Source organism: Bacteroides sp. MSK.20.82 (assembly GCF_019052485.1).
Classification (GTDB): Bacteria; Bacteroidota; Bacteroidia; order Bacteroidales; family Bacteroidaceae; genus Bacteroides; species Bacteroides thetaiotaomicron.
In genome coordinates, this window is sequence record NZ_JAHQUN010000002.1 from 89,638 (window position 1) to 105,476 (window position 15,839).

At 43.4% G+C, this 15,839-nt stretch carries 12 protein-coding genes; 9 read left to right on the plus strand and 3 right to left on the minus strand.

What is annotated here, in order from left to right:
- Window positions 1-40 precede the first annotated feature (40 nt).
- From KTR07_RS02410 to KTR07_RS02425, 4 genes are read left to right on the plus strand one after another with little or no spacing between them, the layout of a single operon-like run.
- Window positions 41-991, plus strand: coding sequence for a ribonuclease Z (locus tag KTR07_RS02410; protein WP_070750176.1), 951 nt, complete (start codon window positions 41-43; stop codon window positions 989-991).
- On the plus strand, window positions 978-1,529 hold the full coding sequence (locus KTR07_RS02415; RefSeq protein ID WP_008760019.1) for an RNA polymerase sigma factor: 552 nt from the start codon (window positions 978-980) through the stop codon (window positions 1,527-1,529). Before KTR07_RS02410 ends, KTR07_RS02415 begins: the two co-directional genes overlap by 14 nt.
- 47 nt (window positions 1,530-1,576) lie before the next feature.
- Window positions 1,577-1,963: a hypothetical protein gene (locus KTR07_RS02420; protein WP_008764514.1), complete on the plus strand. Its 387-nt coding sequence runs from the start codon at window positions 1,577-1,579 to the stop codon at window positions 1,961-1,963.
- A gap of 25 nt (window positions 1,964-1,988) precedes the next feature.
- The gene (locus KTR07_RS02425; protein ID WP_008760021.1) at window positions 1,989-2,456 is read left to right on the plus strand and encodes a hypothetical protein; all 468 of its coding nucleotides are present in this window, start codon (window positions 1,989-1,991) and stop codon (window positions 2,454-2,456) included.
- Between the two features lie 151 nt (window positions 2,457-2,607).
- On the opposite strand, the gene mazG is transcribed toward KTR07_RS02425, so the two are convergent.
- Together mazG and KTR07_RS02435 are read right to left on the minus strand one after the other, a co-directional pair.
- Complete coding sequence (gene mazG / locus KTR07_RS02430) at window positions 2,608-3,396, minus strand: nucleoside triphosphate pyrophosphohydrolase (RefSeq protein WP_008764515.1); 789 nt, start codon at window positions 3,394-3,396, stop codon at window positions 2,608-2,610.
- Window positions 3,397-3,500: 104 nt separating this feature from the next.
- Window positions 3,501-4,568 carry a DUF3810 domain-containing protein gene (locus tag KTR07_RS02435; RefSeq protein WP_117981136.1) on the minus strand — a complete coding sequence of 356 codons (1,068 nt, stop codon included), beginning with the start codon at window positions 4,566-4,568 and terminating at the stop codon, window positions 3,501-3,503.
- Between the two features lie 91 nt (window positions 4,569-4,659).
- Between KTR07_RS02435 and KTR07_RS02440 the strand changes: the two genes are divergently transcribed.
- From KTR07_RS02440 to KTR07_RS02450, 3 genes are all read left to right on the plus strand, one after another.
- Window positions 4,660-5,298 (plus strand): hypothetical protein, encoded by a 639-nt coding sequence (locus KTR07_RS02440; RefSeq protein WP_008764517.1) that lies wholly within the window; start codon window positions 4,660-4,662, stop codon window positions 5,296-5,298.
- A gap of 64 nt (window positions 5,299-5,362) precedes the next feature.
- Entirely contained in the window at window positions 5,363-8,002 is a 2,640-nt protein-coding gene (locus KTR07_RS02445; protein WP_008764518.1) for a valine--tRNA ligase, read from the plus strand.
- A 116-nt stretch (window positions 8,003-8,118) separates the two neighbouring features.
- Entirely contained in the window at window positions 8,119-10,014 is a 1,896-nt protein-coding gene (locus tag KTR07_RS02450) for an ATP-binding protein (RefSeq protein WP_054958729.1), read from the plus strand.
- A 389-nt stretch (window positions 10,015-10,403) separates the two neighbouring features.
- Here the strand turns inward: KTR07_RS02450 and KTR07_RS02455 are convergent, their stop codons facing one another.
- The gene (locus tag KTR07_RS02455; protein ID WP_008760027.1) at window positions 10,404-10,979 is read right to left on the minus strand and encodes an RNA polymerase sigma-70 factor; all 576 of its coding nucleotides are present in this window, start codon (window positions 10,977-10,979) and stop codon (window positions 10,404-10,406) included.
- A gap of 129 nt (window positions 10,980-11,108) precedes the next feature.
- On the opposite strand from KTR07_RS02455, the gene KTR07_RS02460 reads away from it, so the two are divergent.
- A complete protein-coding gene (locus KTR07_RS02460) occupies window positions 11,109-12,137 on the plus strand; it encodes a FecR family protein (RefSeq protein WP_016268342.1) in 1,029 nt (342 codons plus the stop codon).
- 237 nt (window positions 12,138-12,374) lie between these two features.
- Window positions 12,375-15,833, plus strand: coding sequence for a TonB-dependent receptor (locus tag KTR07_RS02465; RefSeq protein ID WP_048696835.1), 3,459 nt, complete (start codon window positions 12,375-12,377; stop codon window positions 15,831-15,833).
- Window positions 15,834-15,839 lie beyond the last annotated feature (6 nt).

The window sequence follows — 15,839 nt, forward strand, 5'->3', positions numbered from 1 at the left end:
TAGCGCAAATACCAAAAAACTTGTGTACATTTGTGCCGCTATGGAGAAATTCGAACTACATATACTTGGATGCGGTTCTGCTTTGCCCACCACTCGCCATTTTGCGACATCGCAGGTTGTGAACTTGCGTGAAAAGCTTTTTATGATTGACTGTGGGGAAGGAGCGCAGATGCAGTTGCGTCGTTCCCGCTTGAAGTTTTCCCGCTTGAATCATATCTTTATTTCCCATCTTCATGGCGATCATTGCTTTGGACTGTTAGGACTGATTTCTACCTTCGGTCTGTTGGGACGAACAGCAGACTTGCATATCCATTCACCCAAAGGACTGGAAGAACTGTTTGCTCCCTTACTTTCTTTCTTTTGCAAAACGCTGGCCTATAAAGTCTTTTTCCATGAATTTGAGACGAAGGAGCCGACGCTGATCTATGACGACCGCTCGGTGGCTGTGACCACCATTCCTCTGAGACACCGTATTCCTTGCTGTGGTTTTCTTTTTGAAGAAAAGCAGCGTCCCAATCATATCATCAGAGATATGGTGGATTTCTATAAAGTACCCGTCTACGAACTGAACCGGATCAAGAACGGAGCGGATTTTGTAACTCCCGAAGGAGAAGTCATTCCGAATCATCGTCTGACCCGTCCTTCTGCCCCTGCACGAAAATATGCTTATTGCTCCGACACGATCTACCGACCTGAGATCGTGGAGCAGATAAAGGGGGTAGACCTCCTTTTCCACGAAGCCACCTTTGCTCAGACCGAACAGGTGCGGGCAAAGGAAACTCATCATACAACTGCTGCACAGGCCGCACAGATTGCTTTGAATGCTGAAGTGAAACAATTGGTTATCGGACATTTCTCCGCCCGCTATGAGGACGAGTCTGTATTGTTGAATGAAGCAGCGGCTATCTTCCCCCAAACGGTTTTGGCAAGAGAGAATATGTGCATAACCATAAATAACTATACAGATACGAGAGACTATGACCCCTTATAACGAACGTGAGGTTCTGAAACTCCTTCAGGAGGAGAGTACACAGCGGAAAGGATTTGAGTTGATTGTGGCGCAATACAGCGAGCAGTTATACTGGCAGATCCGCCGGATGGTACTGTCGCATGAAGATGCGAACGACCTTCTGCAAAACACCTTCATCAAGGCATGGACAAATATTGACTATTTCCGTGCCGAGGCGAAGCTGTCTACGTGGCTCTACCGTATTGCGCTGAATGAATGTCTTACTTTTCTGAACAGGCAGCGTGCTACAACGACGGTGGCTATCGACGATCCCGAAGCGGCGATTGTGCAGAAACTGGAGAGTGACCCCTACTATTCGGGTGATCAGGTGCAGATGCTATTGCAGAAAGCATTGCTCACCTTGCCCGAAAAACAACGAATGGTGTTCAACCTGAAGTATTATCAGGAAATGAAGTACGAAGAGATGTCAGAAATCTTTGGAACTTCAGTCGGAGCGTTGAAAGCCTCCTATCACCATGCGGTGAAGAAAATAGAGAAGTTTTTGGAAGAAGTAGATTAAACCTTTTAAAGCAGATATCGTCTAATCAAAAGAGAGGAGAAAAACGTATGAAAGAAGAAGATACCCTATTGAAGAAAATCGGAAAGGAGCATTCCTTCAAAGTGCCCGACGGTTACTTTGAAAATCTGACTTCAGAGGTGATGAACAAACTTCCTGAAAAAGAGAAAGTCGCTTTCAAGGAAGAGCATGTTTCGACATGGACGAGATTGAAACCATTATTCTATATGGCGGCTATGTTTGTAGGAGCTGCCCTGATTATCCGGGTAGCGTCATCAGACCATAAACCGGTGGCAGATGATATAGCGGTGACAGTAACGGCTATGGAAGCGGATACGGAACAGGTATCCGATGAGATGATTGATGTTGCGTTAGACCGTGCGATGTTGGATGATTATTCGTTATACGTCTATCTGAGTGACGCGAGTGTAGAATGATTTATTAAACAGATTGAATAAGAAAATGAAGAAACTAATCGCTTTAGTCGTTTTGTTATGTGGCTTTATGCCTGTTCTTTGGGCTGCCGATGGATGTGACCAGCATTTGTCCCGTGAGGAATTCCGGAATAAACAGAAAGCGTTTATTATTGAGCAGGCCGGATTGACCAAAGAAGAGGCTGCCAAATTCTTCCCGGTTTATTTTGAACTGCAGGAGAAGAAGAAGAAACTGAACGATGAATCGTGGAGTTTAATGCGTCAAGGTAAAGACGACAAAACAACAGAAGCCCAGTACGAAGAAATTGTAGCAAAGGTATGTGACAACCGTATCGCTGCCGACCGTCTTGATAAGTCTTATCTGGACCGGTTTAAAAAGATACTTTCCAACAAGAAGATATTCCTTGTTCAACGTGCGGAGATGCGTTTCCATCGGGAAATGCTGAAAGGCATGAACCGCAAGGACGGAGGAAATGATCCGAAAAGGAAGAAATAAAACGGAGGCTCTGTTTGGATGAAACGGACGTTCTGTCAGAGTAAATCAGAGGCTCTATTCTATGCGGATAGAGCCTCTGATTTTTGTTTCCGGATGAATTGTTAGCTTACCTTTGTTGTTTTAATCCGTTCTATCATGAAGGCGAATGGCGTTACAGTCCTTTTTTCTTAGCTTCGTTCCAAATAGCGTCCATCTCCTCAAGAGACATATCTTTGAGGTTTTTCCCTTCTTTAATCGTATGTTCCTCCAGGTAGTTGAAACGGCGGATGAACTTTTGATTGGTTAGTTCCAAAGCATTGTCCGGATTGATTTTGTAGAGGCGTGCCGCATTGATGAGGCTGAACATGACGTCACCGAATTCGGCTTCTGCTTTCTCTTTGTCCATGTTGGCTACCTCTGCTTGGAATTCTCCGATTTCTTCTTTTACCTTATCCCATACCTGTTCCCGTTCTTCCCAGTCGAAGCCTACATTGCGGGCTTTGTCCTGAATGCGGTAAGCCTTGATGAGTGAAGGGAGTGCAGCGGGAACACCGCTTAATACACTTTTGTTTCCGTCTTTTTCTTTTAGTTTCAGCTGTTCCCAGTTTTCGGATACCTGTCCGGCAGTCTCAGCCTTTACTTCTCCGAATACGTGAGGATGGCGGAAAATCAGTTTGTCGCACAACTTGTCACAGACATCTTTGATGTCGAAGTCTCCTGTCTCCGAACCGATCTTTGCATAGAACGCTACGTGCAGCAACACATCTCCCAACTCCTTGCAAATATCTTTTTTGTCATCCCTCATCAAGGCATCACAAAGCTCGTAAGTCTCTTCTATAGTGTTGGGGCGCAGACTTTCATTCGTCTGCTTGCGGTCCCACGGACATTTGACCCGAAGCTCGTCGAGGATGTCCAGAAAGCGGCCGAAGGCTTCCATCTGTTCTTCTCTTGTATGTATCATTCCTTTGATTTTTTTATAAATAATGTTGCAAAGATAATGCTTCCTTGTCTTTTATAGCCTTAATCGGTACGAAAACAAAAGCAAGGGCGCTAATAAAAGTCTTTTTATTGGTCTGACGTGTTTTTCGCTTTCCATACTTGATACGAAATCAACAGCCCGATCACTTCCGAATAGTTTTTTCTTCCGCTTTCTATTTTGTTTCCTTTTAGATAAAGGTCGTATATCCAGTCCTGAACATCACCGATCAAAGGACTGTATTTAGCCATCCAGTATTCCTGATTCTTTTTCGCCAGTTCTATAATCTCCGGTCGGATACGGTTGATTATATTGGCATATTCTTTTTCACTCAGCAGCCGTCGGGCATTCCCCAGTACATGATTCAGAATTGAGAAATACCCGCTGAAACGGATTCCTTTTATTTGTGAACGGGTACAAACCTGATAAGCATAGAAATTGGCCTCTGCCTCGCTCGAAATTCCCAGCAGATGAGCCAGTTCGTGAGTGTACGTTGCCGGATAGTTGATGGGGAGTAAGTCTCCGTTTAAGGTGAACTCGCAGAAGAAAGGCCCCATGCTTCCCGTCACTCCGACCATTGATATGAATGGGGTGAAAACCATCGTCTTTACCCGTGGATTGGGAAATGGCGGGCGGTGCACTCCCAAGCTGTCGCTTAATTGATTGTAAAGTTTGACAGCTTCGTCACGTACCTGTTCCTCGTGGATTCCTTTTACGGGAACAAACGAACTGTTCAGTGAGTCGATATAGTCATCCACAAACTCTTGAAAAATCTCCGGTGTATAGGCCGTATAAGGAATATGTGTGCGCTGGTAAAAGTTTGGTTGCGAATAGTTTAATCCCCAGGCGAGGTAGAACCATACGTAAACCCATAACAGATATTCTCCGTCACGCAGCAGAATCCTCTTCCACGGCAGTTTCTTGCGGATACGGGCATAAAAAGGATAAACGATGACTCCCGTGATACTCCCGAAAATAAATAGATCCCCTATGGCAAAAGGGAATAAGTTGGAGAAGAATGACAAAACGCGGGAGATGACAGGATAAACGGTTTGTGAATACAGGTTTCCCAACGCGGGAATCGACTGTGTCATCCATACCAGAAGCAGCAGTACTCCCAGGAGTATATATCTAATTATCAGTTTCCGTTTCATCATCCGTTCAGATTTTAGTCAACAAAAATATGCATTAAATAAACGTCACGCGAAAAAATACCTCTATATTTGCAAAAAAACTGTTAAACGAAAGATGGCTACCGTAGAAGAAATTGAAAAGTATTGCCGGAATTGCGTGTCACGTGATTTCGTGAATGGGAAAGGGCTTGTTTGCAAACGTACTAGAGAGCTTCCTGACTTTGACGAAGAATGCGAAAACTTCGAGAAGGATGAAGAACTGTTGAAGATGGCTCCTCCCAAGCCCGACGACTTTCCGGTGTCAATGACGGAAGAAGAACTTCTCGCCGAAGAAAATCTTCCCAAAGGAGTGCTGTATGCATCCGTCGCGTGTATCTTGGGGGCGGTGGCATGGAGTCTTATCTCCGTATCTACAGGTCTTCAGATGGGATATATGGCTATCGGAGTCGGATTTCTGGTCGGTTTCGCCATGCGGCAGGGGAAGGGGATACGTCCCGTCTTCGGTCTTCTTGGGGCAGCACTGGCATTGATCAGTTGTGTGCTGGGTGATTTCTTATCCATCATCGGCTTTGCTGCCAAGGATTATGATATGACCTTTTTCGAAGTGCTGGCGGGAGTCGATTATGGTGAAATCTTTTCTGTCATGGTGAAGAATGTGGTGTCGATGTCCGCCTTATTTTATGGAATTGCTGTTTATGAGGGATATAAATTATCTTTCCGGGCACAGAAACATCCTGTGGGTGGTAAGATTTGAATTAAAATTATTAATTTTGCAGCCGTTATTTTTTGAATATACATTATCATATACATAAAGAAACATGGAATTAGCAAGTAAGTACAATCCCGCTGACGTGGAGGGAAAGTGGTACCAGTATTGGCTGGAACACCGTTTATTCAGTTCGAAACCCGATGGTCGTGAACCTTACACCATCGTCATTCCGCCTCCGAACGTCACCGGTGTGTTGCACATGGGACACATGCTTAATAATACCATTCAGGATATTTTGGTTCGTCGTGCCCGTATGGAAGGCAAGAATGCCTGCTGGGTGCCGGGAACTGACCACGCTTCCATCGCTACCGAAGCAAAAGTTGTAAACAAACTCGCTGCCCAGGGCATCAAGAAGACAGACCTGACACGTGATGAGTTCCTGAAACATGCCTGGGACTGGACAGAAGAGCACGGAGGCATTATCCTGAAGCAGCTCCGCAAACTGGGTGCATCCTGTGACTGGGACCGTACCGCCTTCACTATGGACGAGGAACGCAGCGAAAGCGTATTGAAAGTATTTGTAGACCTGTACAACAAAGGATTGATTTACCGTGGTGTCCGCATGGTAAACTGGGACCCGAAAGCGTTGACTGCCCTTTCCGACGAAGAAGTGATCTACAAGGAAGAGCACGGAAAACTGTTCTATCTTCGCTATAAGGTGGAAGGTGATCCGGAAGGCCGCTATGCAGTAGTAGCAACGACCCGCCCCGAAACAATCATGGGCGATACGGCAATGTGTATCAACCCCAATGACCCCAAGAACGCATGGCTGAAAGGAAAGAAAGTCATCGTTCCGTTGGTAAACCGTGTTATCCCTGTCATCGAGGACGATTATGTGGACATTGAGTTCGGTACCGGTTGTCTGAAAGTAACTCCGGCCCACGACGTAAATGACTATATGTTGGGTGAAAAGTATAATCTGCCCAGCATCGACATCTTCAACGATAACGGGACCTTGAGCGAAGCTGCCGGATTGTATATCGGTATGGATCGTTTCGACGTCCGCAAGCAGATAGAGAAAGACCTCGATGCTGCCGGATTGCTCGAAAAGACAGAAGCCTACACAAATAAAGTAGGTTACTCGGAACGTACCAATGTAGTGATCGAACCGAAATTGTCTATGCAGTGGTTCCTCAAAATGCAGCATTTTGCCGATATGGCATTGCCTCCGGTAATGAACGATGAGTTGAAATTCTATCCTGCCAAATATAAGAATACATACCGCCACTGGATGGAGAACATCAAAGACTGGTGTATCAGCCGCCAGTTGTGGTGGGGACATCGTATTCCTGCTTACTTCCTGCCGGAAGGTGGCTATGTGGTAGCCGTCACTCCCGAAGAAGCGCTGGCAAAAGCCAAAGAGAAAACAGGAAACGCCGCTTTGACGATGGATGACCTTCGTCAGGACGAGGACTGTTTGGATACTTGGTTCTCTTCCTGGTTGTGGCCTATCTCCCTGTTTGACGGAATCAATCATCCGGGTAACGAGGAAATCAGCTATTACTATCCCACCAGCGACCTGGTGACCGGACCGGATATCATCTTCTTCTGGGTGGCACGTATGATCATGGCGGGTTACGAATATGAAGGAAAGATGCCGTTCAAGAACGTTTACTTTACAGGGATCGTTCGCGACAAGCTGGGACGTAAGATGTCCAAGTCACTCGGCAACTCACCCGACCCGCTTGAACTGATCGACAAATATGGTGCCGACGGTGTCCGTATGGGAATGATGCTGGCAGCTCCCGCCGGAAACGATATTCTTTTCGACGACGCGCTCTGCGAACAGGGACGTAACTTCTGCAGCAAGATATGGAACGCTTTCCGTCTGATCAAGGGCTGGACGGTTGACGATAATATTCAGGCTCCGGATGCTGCTAAACTGGCTGTCCACTGGTTTGAATCCAAGCAGAACGAAGTAGCTGCCGAAGTAGCGGACTTGTTCAGCAAATACCGTCTGAGCGAAGCATTGATGGCTGTTTATAAATTATTCTGGGATGAATTCTCTTCCTGGTATCTGGAAATGATTAAACCGGCTTACGGACAGGGAATTGACCGTACCACTTATAGCGCTACTCTCTGCTTCCTCGATAACCTGTTGCATCTGCTTCATCCGTTTATGCCGTTCATCACAGAAGAATTGTGGCAACAGATGTACGAACGTAATGCGGAAGAAGGAGAAAGTCTGATGGTAAGTGCATTGAGCATGGATACTTATGTAGACACCGCATTCGTTGCACAGTTTGAAGTGGTCAAGGGAGTTATCAGTAATATCCGCAGCATCCGTCTGCAAAAGAACATAGCTCAGAAAGAACCGCTTGACTTGCAGGTGCTGGGCGAAAATCCGGTTGCAGAGTTCAATGCGGTGATCCAGAAGATGTGTAACCTTTCTTCCATTACAGTGGTAGAGAGCAAGGCGGAAGGCGCTTCTTCCTTCATGGTAGGAACTACCGAATACGCTGTGCCATTGGGCAACATGATTGATGTAGAAGCCGAAATCGCCCGTATGGAAGCTGAACTGAAACATAAGGAAGGATTCCTGCAAGGCGTATTGAAGAAACTCAGCAATGAGAAATTTGTCAATAACGCCCCCGCAGCCGTTCTCGAAATGGAACGTAAGAAGCAGGCCGATGCGGAAAGTATCATCAGCTCTTTGAAAGAAAGCATCGCAGCTTTAAAAAAGGCATAATGAACTGATACATAAAAATATGTAATGGAGAGGCATCCCGATAGATTTGGGATGCCTTTCTTTTTAAAAGATAAAAATAATACTATCTTTGCTTCCACTTTTAATCACACAGCAAAATGAAACAATTACTGCGAATATGCTTAACAGGTGCGTTCTTTCTTCTTTTCGAAGGACTCCTTTCCCCTATGTTGGCAGATAATGGGAAATCAGATAAAGAAATATTAGTTTTGAATTCTATTAACTTCAACCTTCCCTGGGCCAGAAACTTCTATTGGTATGTGCACGATGTTCTTCAGGAACAGGGAATAACTGCCAGAGCGGAATCATTGTCTGTCCCGGCCTTGCAGGATACGATGGAGGTAAATGCAGTCATCGAGCATCTGCGTCAGAAATATCCGCTTCCTCCTGCCGCTATTGTGATAATTGGTGATCCGGGCTGGATTGTCTGTCGTCCTTTATTTGATGACCTATGGAAAGATGTTCCAGTGATCATAACGAACTCCCGTGACCGCCTGCCTGCTACCTTGGATATTCTGCTCTCTCATGCCTCGTTGAATGAGACCAACAGCGTCCCCGCCCAAGAGTGGAGAAAAGGCTACAACCTGACTACCCTGAAACAGCATTACTATGTGAAGGAAACCGTTGAACTGATCTATAGCCTGATACCTGATATGGATCGCCTGGCATTTATCTCGGACGATCGCTACATCAGTGAAGAAACCCGCGGAGACGTGAAAGAAGCTGTTGAAAAGCATTTTCCAAACCTGCCTTTAGAATTGCTTTCTACCACTCACTTGTCAACAGAAATGCTTCTGGACACCTTGCGCAGCTATAAAGCAAACACCGGAATTATTTATTATTCCTGGTTTGAGTCGCATAATAAAGAAGATAATAATTATCTTTTTGATCATATTCAGGAGATTATCACCAATTTTACGTCCTCTCCCTTGTTCCTGCTTTCTTCCGAAGACCTGTCCAATAATACTTTTGCAGGAGGCTATTACGTTTCTGCAGAATCATTCGGCGATTCCTTACTTGAAATTATTGACCGTGTGTTGCATGGAGAACAGGCGGAGGACATTTCCGAAAGTATAGGAGGGAAGGCGAGTGCCTACCTCTGTTATCCGGTGCTGGAATCCTACAATATTCCCTATCACCTTTATCCTGAACGAGCTGTTTATGTCAACGAACCTAAAAGTATATTTCATCAATACTGTGTTGAAATCCTTTCCTGTTCCATTTTCCTTCTTATTTTGATAGCAGCGATCGCCTATTATATACGTATTCTTCGCAAGGCATACACTCGTCTGAGTGAGGCAATGGAAAAGGCGGAGCAGGCGAATCAGTTGAAATCCGCCTTTCTGGCTAATATGAGTCATGAAATCCGCACTCCGTTGAATGCGATTGTCGGCTTCTCGAATATGTTGCCGGATATAGAAGATCGTAAGGAGATGCGCGAATATGCAGACATCATCGAAACAAATACCGACTTGCTTCTTCAACTGATCAATGATATTCTGGACATGTCCAAGATCGAAGCCGGCACTTTTGACTTCTGTCCGTCATTGATAGATGTCAACCAGACGATGGAAGAAATCGAACAGAGTATGAGGCTTCGCTTGAAAAAAGAAACTGTCACTCTTACTTTTACCGAACGTCTGCCGGAATGTACCCTTTATACAGATAAGAATCGTTTGATACAACTGATTTCCAATTTTGTCATCAATGCTATTAAATTTACTCAGACAGGTTCTATCAGAATGGGATATCGTCTGAAGGATGCCGATACAATTTGCTTTTATGTCTCGGATACAGGCTGCGGCATGTCAGAAGAGCAATGCAAGCATGTATTCGAAAGGTTTGTGAAATACAATCCTTTTGTTCAGGGAACAGGTTTGGGACTTTCCATTTGTCAGATGATTATCGATCGCTTAGGAGGGACGATTGGAGTTGAATCAGAGGAAAACAAAGGTTCTACTTTCTGGTTTACGCTGCCTTATCGGCAAGAATAGGATTGTATCTGTCTTCTTATCCTTTATGATTGTTTGTTTTATGTATTGCAGACTTCCAAGACTTTGGTCAGCTTATTACGATGAGACAATATTCTCACCACAATGAGAAAAAATTCTCAATGCAATGAGAAAAGATTCTCACTGCGATGAGAAAAAGTTCTCACTGTGGTGAGAAATAATTCTCATCATGATGAGAATGGTTGAGAATTTATGATCTGTATCAGCTTGTACTATAGATAAATACAGATTTACTATTTTCTGTTTTATAGCTTTAATTGATAGAGCAAAAAAGAACTTTACCTAAAAAGAGACCGTTTTTCTCTATTTAGTTGAAGGATGGTATAGATTTAATAGGTACGAATCCAATTTATTGGAAGGAGTCACTTATATTAAGGAAACAGTAAAGGAAGCAGCAATGGCAGATAATCTTTTAAATCGATGCGTAATTGTTTGAGTGCTTGCTGAATACGATAATCTACAGTCTTTGGAGACACTTCCAATGTTTCTGCAATTTCTTTGTAGCTCATATCCCGGAAACGATGCATAACAAATGCTTGCCGATAACTTTCCGGTAATGCAGTAACCGCCTCTTCAATACGCTTGGTTAGCTCTTTAATTTGATAGAAGTCCATATCCTGTATCATCTCTTGCATTTCTTCATAGAAACGCGTATCAGCACGTTTGATGGCATCAATGTGTGCAAGCTTATTTAAAGCCTTGTGATGTACCATTTTAAAGAGATAAGAACTTAATGATGATTCAATAATTAGGTTTTCCCGGTTTTCCCATATCCATAGAAGGGAGTCTTGCACAATTTCTTCTGCATCGTGAAAGTCAACATATTTATGACCATAGGCACATAGCACTGCATAGTATTGCCTGAATAGCATTTCAAAGGCTTTTAGGCCTCCACGCTGTATTTCAGATAATTGAGGGTCATTCCTCTTTATGCGTAGTTCCTTCATTTATTAAATTCTAATTTGCTGCAAATATAGCTTTTTTATAATAAAATAAAGATTTTCTGAAAAAAATAAGGTTTTCGTTTAGGAATGTCATGGTTTGGTCTTGTCATATAATAAAAGGTAGAATAAAGGATGAAAGAATTAGATAATAATAGAATAGAAGAATTGCTTCCTCGTTATTGTGAGGGGAGATTGAGCGAGGGGGAACGTCTGGAAGTGGAAGCGTGGATAGATGAGTCGGAGGAGAATAAACGAGTTGCTACTCAGACTTTTGCCCTTTATTTGGCTGTGGACACGGTTCAGGTAATGAAGAAAGTTGATACGGAGAAAGCTTTACTGAAAGTAAAGGGAAAAATGTCGGACCGTGAAGTGAGAAGGATAGTGTGGTGGGAGTGGGCACAACGTGCTGCTGCAATTCTATTTATTCCGCTTCTTACCTTATTTATATGGCAGAATTGGAAAGGGGATACTGGTGAGGTAGCGGAGATGATGGAAGTTAAGACTAGTCCTGGAATGACCACTTCGTTGACATTACCCGATGGTACAATTGTTTATTTGAATTCGGAATCTTCTTTGTCTTATCCTTCTCGCTTTAATGGAGATTTCCGTAGAGTGACGTTAAGTGGTGAAGCATACTTTGAAGTGGCCAAAGATCCGGAAAAGAAATTTATCCTTTCTACTACACATCAATCACAGATAGAAGTATTGGGTACATGTTTCAATGTGGAAGCATATGAACAGAATACAGAGGTTATTACAACTTTGATTGAAGGAAAAGTAGATTTTATGTTCGAGAAAGACGCTGGGGTGAAACATGTGTTCTTATCTCCAAGAGAGAAGCTGGTGTATGATTCGGAGACTGATAAAGTCCACCTTTATAAAACTTCGGGAAAATCAGAATTGGCTTGGAAAGATGGAGAAGTTGTTCTTGATAATACACCTTTGGAAGAAGCATTATGGATGCTGGAAAAAAGATATAGTGTGAAATTTGTTATTAAGAACGAAAAACTGAAGAATAGTTCGTTTACGGGAACCTTTACAAATCAACGTTTGGAGAAGATTCTGGAATATTTTAAAGTATCCTCTAAAATACGTTGGCAACATATCAATGATGATAAGGATGGAAGTGACAGAAAAAAAGAGATAATAGAAATTTATTGATTAACCTTTAACAATTTAGTAGTATGAAAGCAAAACCCACTTAGAAAAAAGTATGGGAAGATTTTGGCAGATCTCCCCATACTAAAATGAATCAATTGAAAATGCTTGTTGGCAGACAAGCATAGTTAACTCATTTTCAACTTAAATCAATACAAAATTATGCAAAACAATTTTAGCATCCAAGTTTTAAGGGTGGTAAAGTCTTTTTGGCTAACCTCGAAAAAAATCCCACGTACTATGAGACTGGTTATTTTATTCTTATTTTGTTTTGTCGGATTAACTAATGCGACAGATAGTTATGCCCAATCTGCAAAGGTTACGATGAATGTACGTAATCAGACAGTTGAGGATGTATTAAGAGCGATAGAGAAGCAAACAGAATTTAGTTTCTTCTACAACAATGCTCATATAAATTTGAAACGGTTGGTGACAATCTCCGCTAACCGTAATGATATCTTTAAAGTTCTTGACGAAGTATTTAAAAATACGAATGTAGAATATAAGGTAATAGATAAAAAGATCATTCTGTCCACGGAGTTGGCATCTGTCGAACAGGCGCATCAGGAAAAGGTAAAAGTAAGCGGACGAGTTGTGGATGCGGCAGGTGAACCGGTAATCGGTGCCAGTGTGATAGAAAAAGGCTCCTCCAATGGCACGATCACTGATATGGACGGTAATTTTATCCTGAATGTCGGTTCAAAAGACGCCATTCTTGAAATTTCTTATATTGGTTATCAAGGACAGTCCCTGAAAGTAACTCCGGGAAAGACGCTGTCGGTAGTATTGAAAGAAGACACACAGAGTCTGGACGAAGTGGTAGTAGTTGGTTTTGGCGTACAGAAGAAAGCGAACCTGACCGGCGCGGTATCTCAGGTAAAGATGGATGATGTACTGGGGAGTCGTCCTGTTGTAAATGCCATGAGTGCTTTGCAGGGTGCGATGCCGGGACTTCAGATTACTCCTAATAATGATGCTGCCGGTCCGGGACAGAGCAAATCATTCAATATTCGTGGTACGACTTCCATCAATGGCGGTGGTCCGTTGGTGTTGATAGATAATGTTCCGGGGGATATCGATATGTTGAATCCCGAAGATATCGAAAGTGTTTCTGTGTTGAAAGATGCTGCTTCGGCCGCTATCTATGGTGCGCGTGCCGCTTTCGGTGTAATACTTGTGACTACAAAGAAGGCGAAGAAAGGCGACGGGTTTCATGTCAATTATAATAATAATTTTGGTTTCCAGAGTTCTATCAATCGTCCGGAACAGGCTGACGGGCTGGAGTGGATGCAGGCTTACCTGGACGGCGAGTTCAATGCCGGTAAATACTACACCGGGCAAGATATCAAAACATGGATGAACTACCTGACCGAATATCGTAAGAATCCGGGTAAATTCCAGACTACCGGAGACGGGGTATATGTAGACCCGGAAACAGGATTGAATTATTATCTGAATGAGAAAGACCTGTATGCCAATATGCTTGATGATTACGGTTTTCTGCAAGCACATAATGTGTCATTGAGTGGTGGTACTGATAAGCTGGCTTATCGTCTGTCCCTTGGTTATAATAGCGAGCAAGGTATTTTGATCACCGATAAAGACCGCTACAAACGTTTGTCGGGTAGTGCCTATATTTCTGCCGAAATCACCTCGTGGCTGACTCAGTCTGTAGATATACGCTATGCTCAGAGTGACAAGAATATGCCTGTGACTTCGGATAAGACCGGATTGTATGATATGCGTTTGCCGGTTGTATATCCCGAAGGCTCCCTGACTTTGCCTGACGGCACCAGCCTGATGACGAATACGCCTTCCAACGTTTTGAGAATGGCAACGGATAACAATACAATCAGAGACAATGCCCGTATCCTGTCAAAAACGGTATTGAAACCATTGAAAGGGCTTGAAGTGGCATTTGAATATACATTTGACAAGACATGGAGTAATCAGAATGTGAATAAGGCTTCCATTGATTATACAACGGTTGAGCTGGCAAAAATACAGACTGCCACTACTTCTTCTCTGGAGACGACTCACCAAAGTACTGATTATAATGCCATCAACCTGTATGCTAATTATAGATATTCATGGAATGATACGCATAACTTGTCATTAATGGGCGGCTTCAACCAGGAATCCAGTGACTGGAAGAAATTGTATACTTATTCTTATGATATGATTAACGAGAAGTATCCGTCACATAGTACGGCTACCGGTGAGAATAAGGTTATTACAGACGATCATCGTGTGTATACTGTGCGTGGCGCTTTCTATCGTATTAATTATGATTATAAAGGCAAATATCTGTTTGAGACCAATGGTCGTTATGACGGCTCGTCTAAATTCCCGAAGAAAAATCGTTTCGGTTTCTTCCCTTCTGTATCTGTGGGTTGGAACATTGCCCGCGAGAACTTTATGAAACCGGTTGCAGGTGACTGGCTAAGCGATCTGAAACTTCGCGGAACCTGGGGACAAATAGGTAATCAAGGCATTGATCCTTATAAATTCGTTCCGACCATGTCGCAAGTGGAAAAGAAGGATGTGGCGTGGCTGGTGAATGGAGCGAAGCCGCTGACTTTGAATGCTCCGGGACTGGTCAGTGATAGTTTTACTTGGGAAACGGTAGAAACATTGGACTTTGGTTTTGATATAACTGCCTTGAACGGACGTCTGCAAAGTACTTTCGACTGGTATCGGCGTGATACGAAAGATATGCTTGCTCCGGGAGCTGAGCTGCCGTCAGTAGTAGGTGCTTCCGCACCTTTGCAGAATACCGCCGACTTGCGTACGAAAGGCTGGGAATTGTCATTGACCTGGAGAGATAGAATCGGTGCATGGGGCTATAATGTAGGCTTCAATCTTTATGACTCTAAAACAGTCGTTACCAAATACCATAATGAATCCAAGATTATCCTGAAAAGTGATGGCACGAATAATTATTATGAAGGATATGAAATCGGTTCTATCTGGGGTTATGTAACGGATGGTTACTATACAGCCGATGACTTTGAAGATACAAATACCTGGAAACTGAAAGAAGGAGTGGTGACAGTGGATGGAGTAAGTCCGCGTCCCGGCGACATCAAGTACCAGAATTTGCGCGATGATGGATCGAGTACGAATCGCATTGATACGGGAGACGGAACCTTTGACAATCCGGGAGACCGCAAGATAATCGGTAATAACTCTTTGCGTTTGCAGTATGGTATAAATCTGGGAGTCAATTACAAAGGATTTGATCTGAGTGTTTTGCTGCAAGGAGTAGGTAAGCGTGATGTATGGATCAGTGATGCACGCCGCTGGCCGTTTAATTCCGGACAGTTTGGTTCACTCTTTAAAGACCAGCTGGATTATTGGAAACCGGTAGATTCTGCCAATGGCGACTGGACGGCAGCCAATCCGAATGCGGAATACTTCCGTATTTACGGGCAAGGAAACAATTCCAGTTACAATACACGTGCGCAAACGAAGTATTTGATGAATGGCTCTTATCTGCGTGTCAAGAATGTGACTTTGAGTTATAATTTCCCGAAGAGCTGGTTGGCACCTATTACATTAACGAGTTTGAAAGCGTTCGTAAGTTGTGAGAACCTTCACACATTTACTAAGCTGATGAAGGGTTATGACCCGGAACGCCTGTCTTGGGGATATCCTTTCTATCGTACGATTTCTTTTGGTTTTAATGTTACTCTTTAATTTTGA

Bases quoted from the DNA above. Each gene is read 5' to 3' on its own strand.
- KTR07_RS02415 (WP_008760019.1), top strand. From the start codon at position 978: ATGACCCCTTATAACGAACGTGAGGTTCTGAAACTCCTTCAGGAGGAG.
- KTR07_RS02440 (WP_008764517.1), top strand. From the start codon at position 4,660: ATGGCTACCGTAGAAGAAATTGAAAAGTATTGCCGGAATTGCGTGTCA.
- KTR07_RS02450 (WP_054958729.1), top strand. From the start codon at position 8,119: ATGAAACAATTACTGCGAATATGCTTAACAGGTGCGTTCTTTCTTCTT.
- mazG (WP_008764515.1), bottom strand. From the start codon at position 3,396: ATGATACATACAAGAGAAGAACAGATGGAAGCCTTCGGCCGCTTTCTG.
- KTR07_RS02425 (WP_008760021.1), top strand. From the start codon at position 1,989: ATGAAGAAACTAATCGCTTTAGTCGTTTTGTTATGTGGCTTTATGCCT.
- KTR07_RS02455 (WP_008760027.1), bottom strand. From the start codon at position 10,979: ATGAAGGAACTACGCATAAAGAGGAATGACCCTCAATTATCTGAAATA.
- KTR07_RS02410 (WP_070750176.1), top strand. From the start codon at position 41: ATGGAGAAATTCGAACTACATATACTTGGATGCGGTTCTGCTTTGCCC.
- KTR07_RS02435 (WP_117981136.1), bottom strand. From the start codon at position 4,568: ATGATGAAACGGAAACTGATAATTAGATATATACTCCTGGGAGTACTG.
- KTR07_RS02460 (WP_016268342.1), top strand. From the start codon at position 11,109: ATGAAAGAATTAGATAATAATAGAATAGAAGAATTGCTTCCTCGTTAT.
- KTR07_RS02445 (WP_008764518.1), top strand. From the start codon at position 5,363: ATGGAATTAGCAAGTAAGTACAATCCCGCTGACGTGGAGGGAAAGTGG.
- KTR07_RS02420 (WP_008764514.1), top strand. From the start codon at position 1,577: ATGAAAGAAGAAGATACCCTATTGAAGAAAATCGGAAAGGAGCATTCC.
- KTR07_RS02465 (WP_048696835.1), top strand. From the start codon at position 12,375: ATGAGACTGGTTATTTTATTCTTATTTTGTTTTGTCGGATTAACTAAT.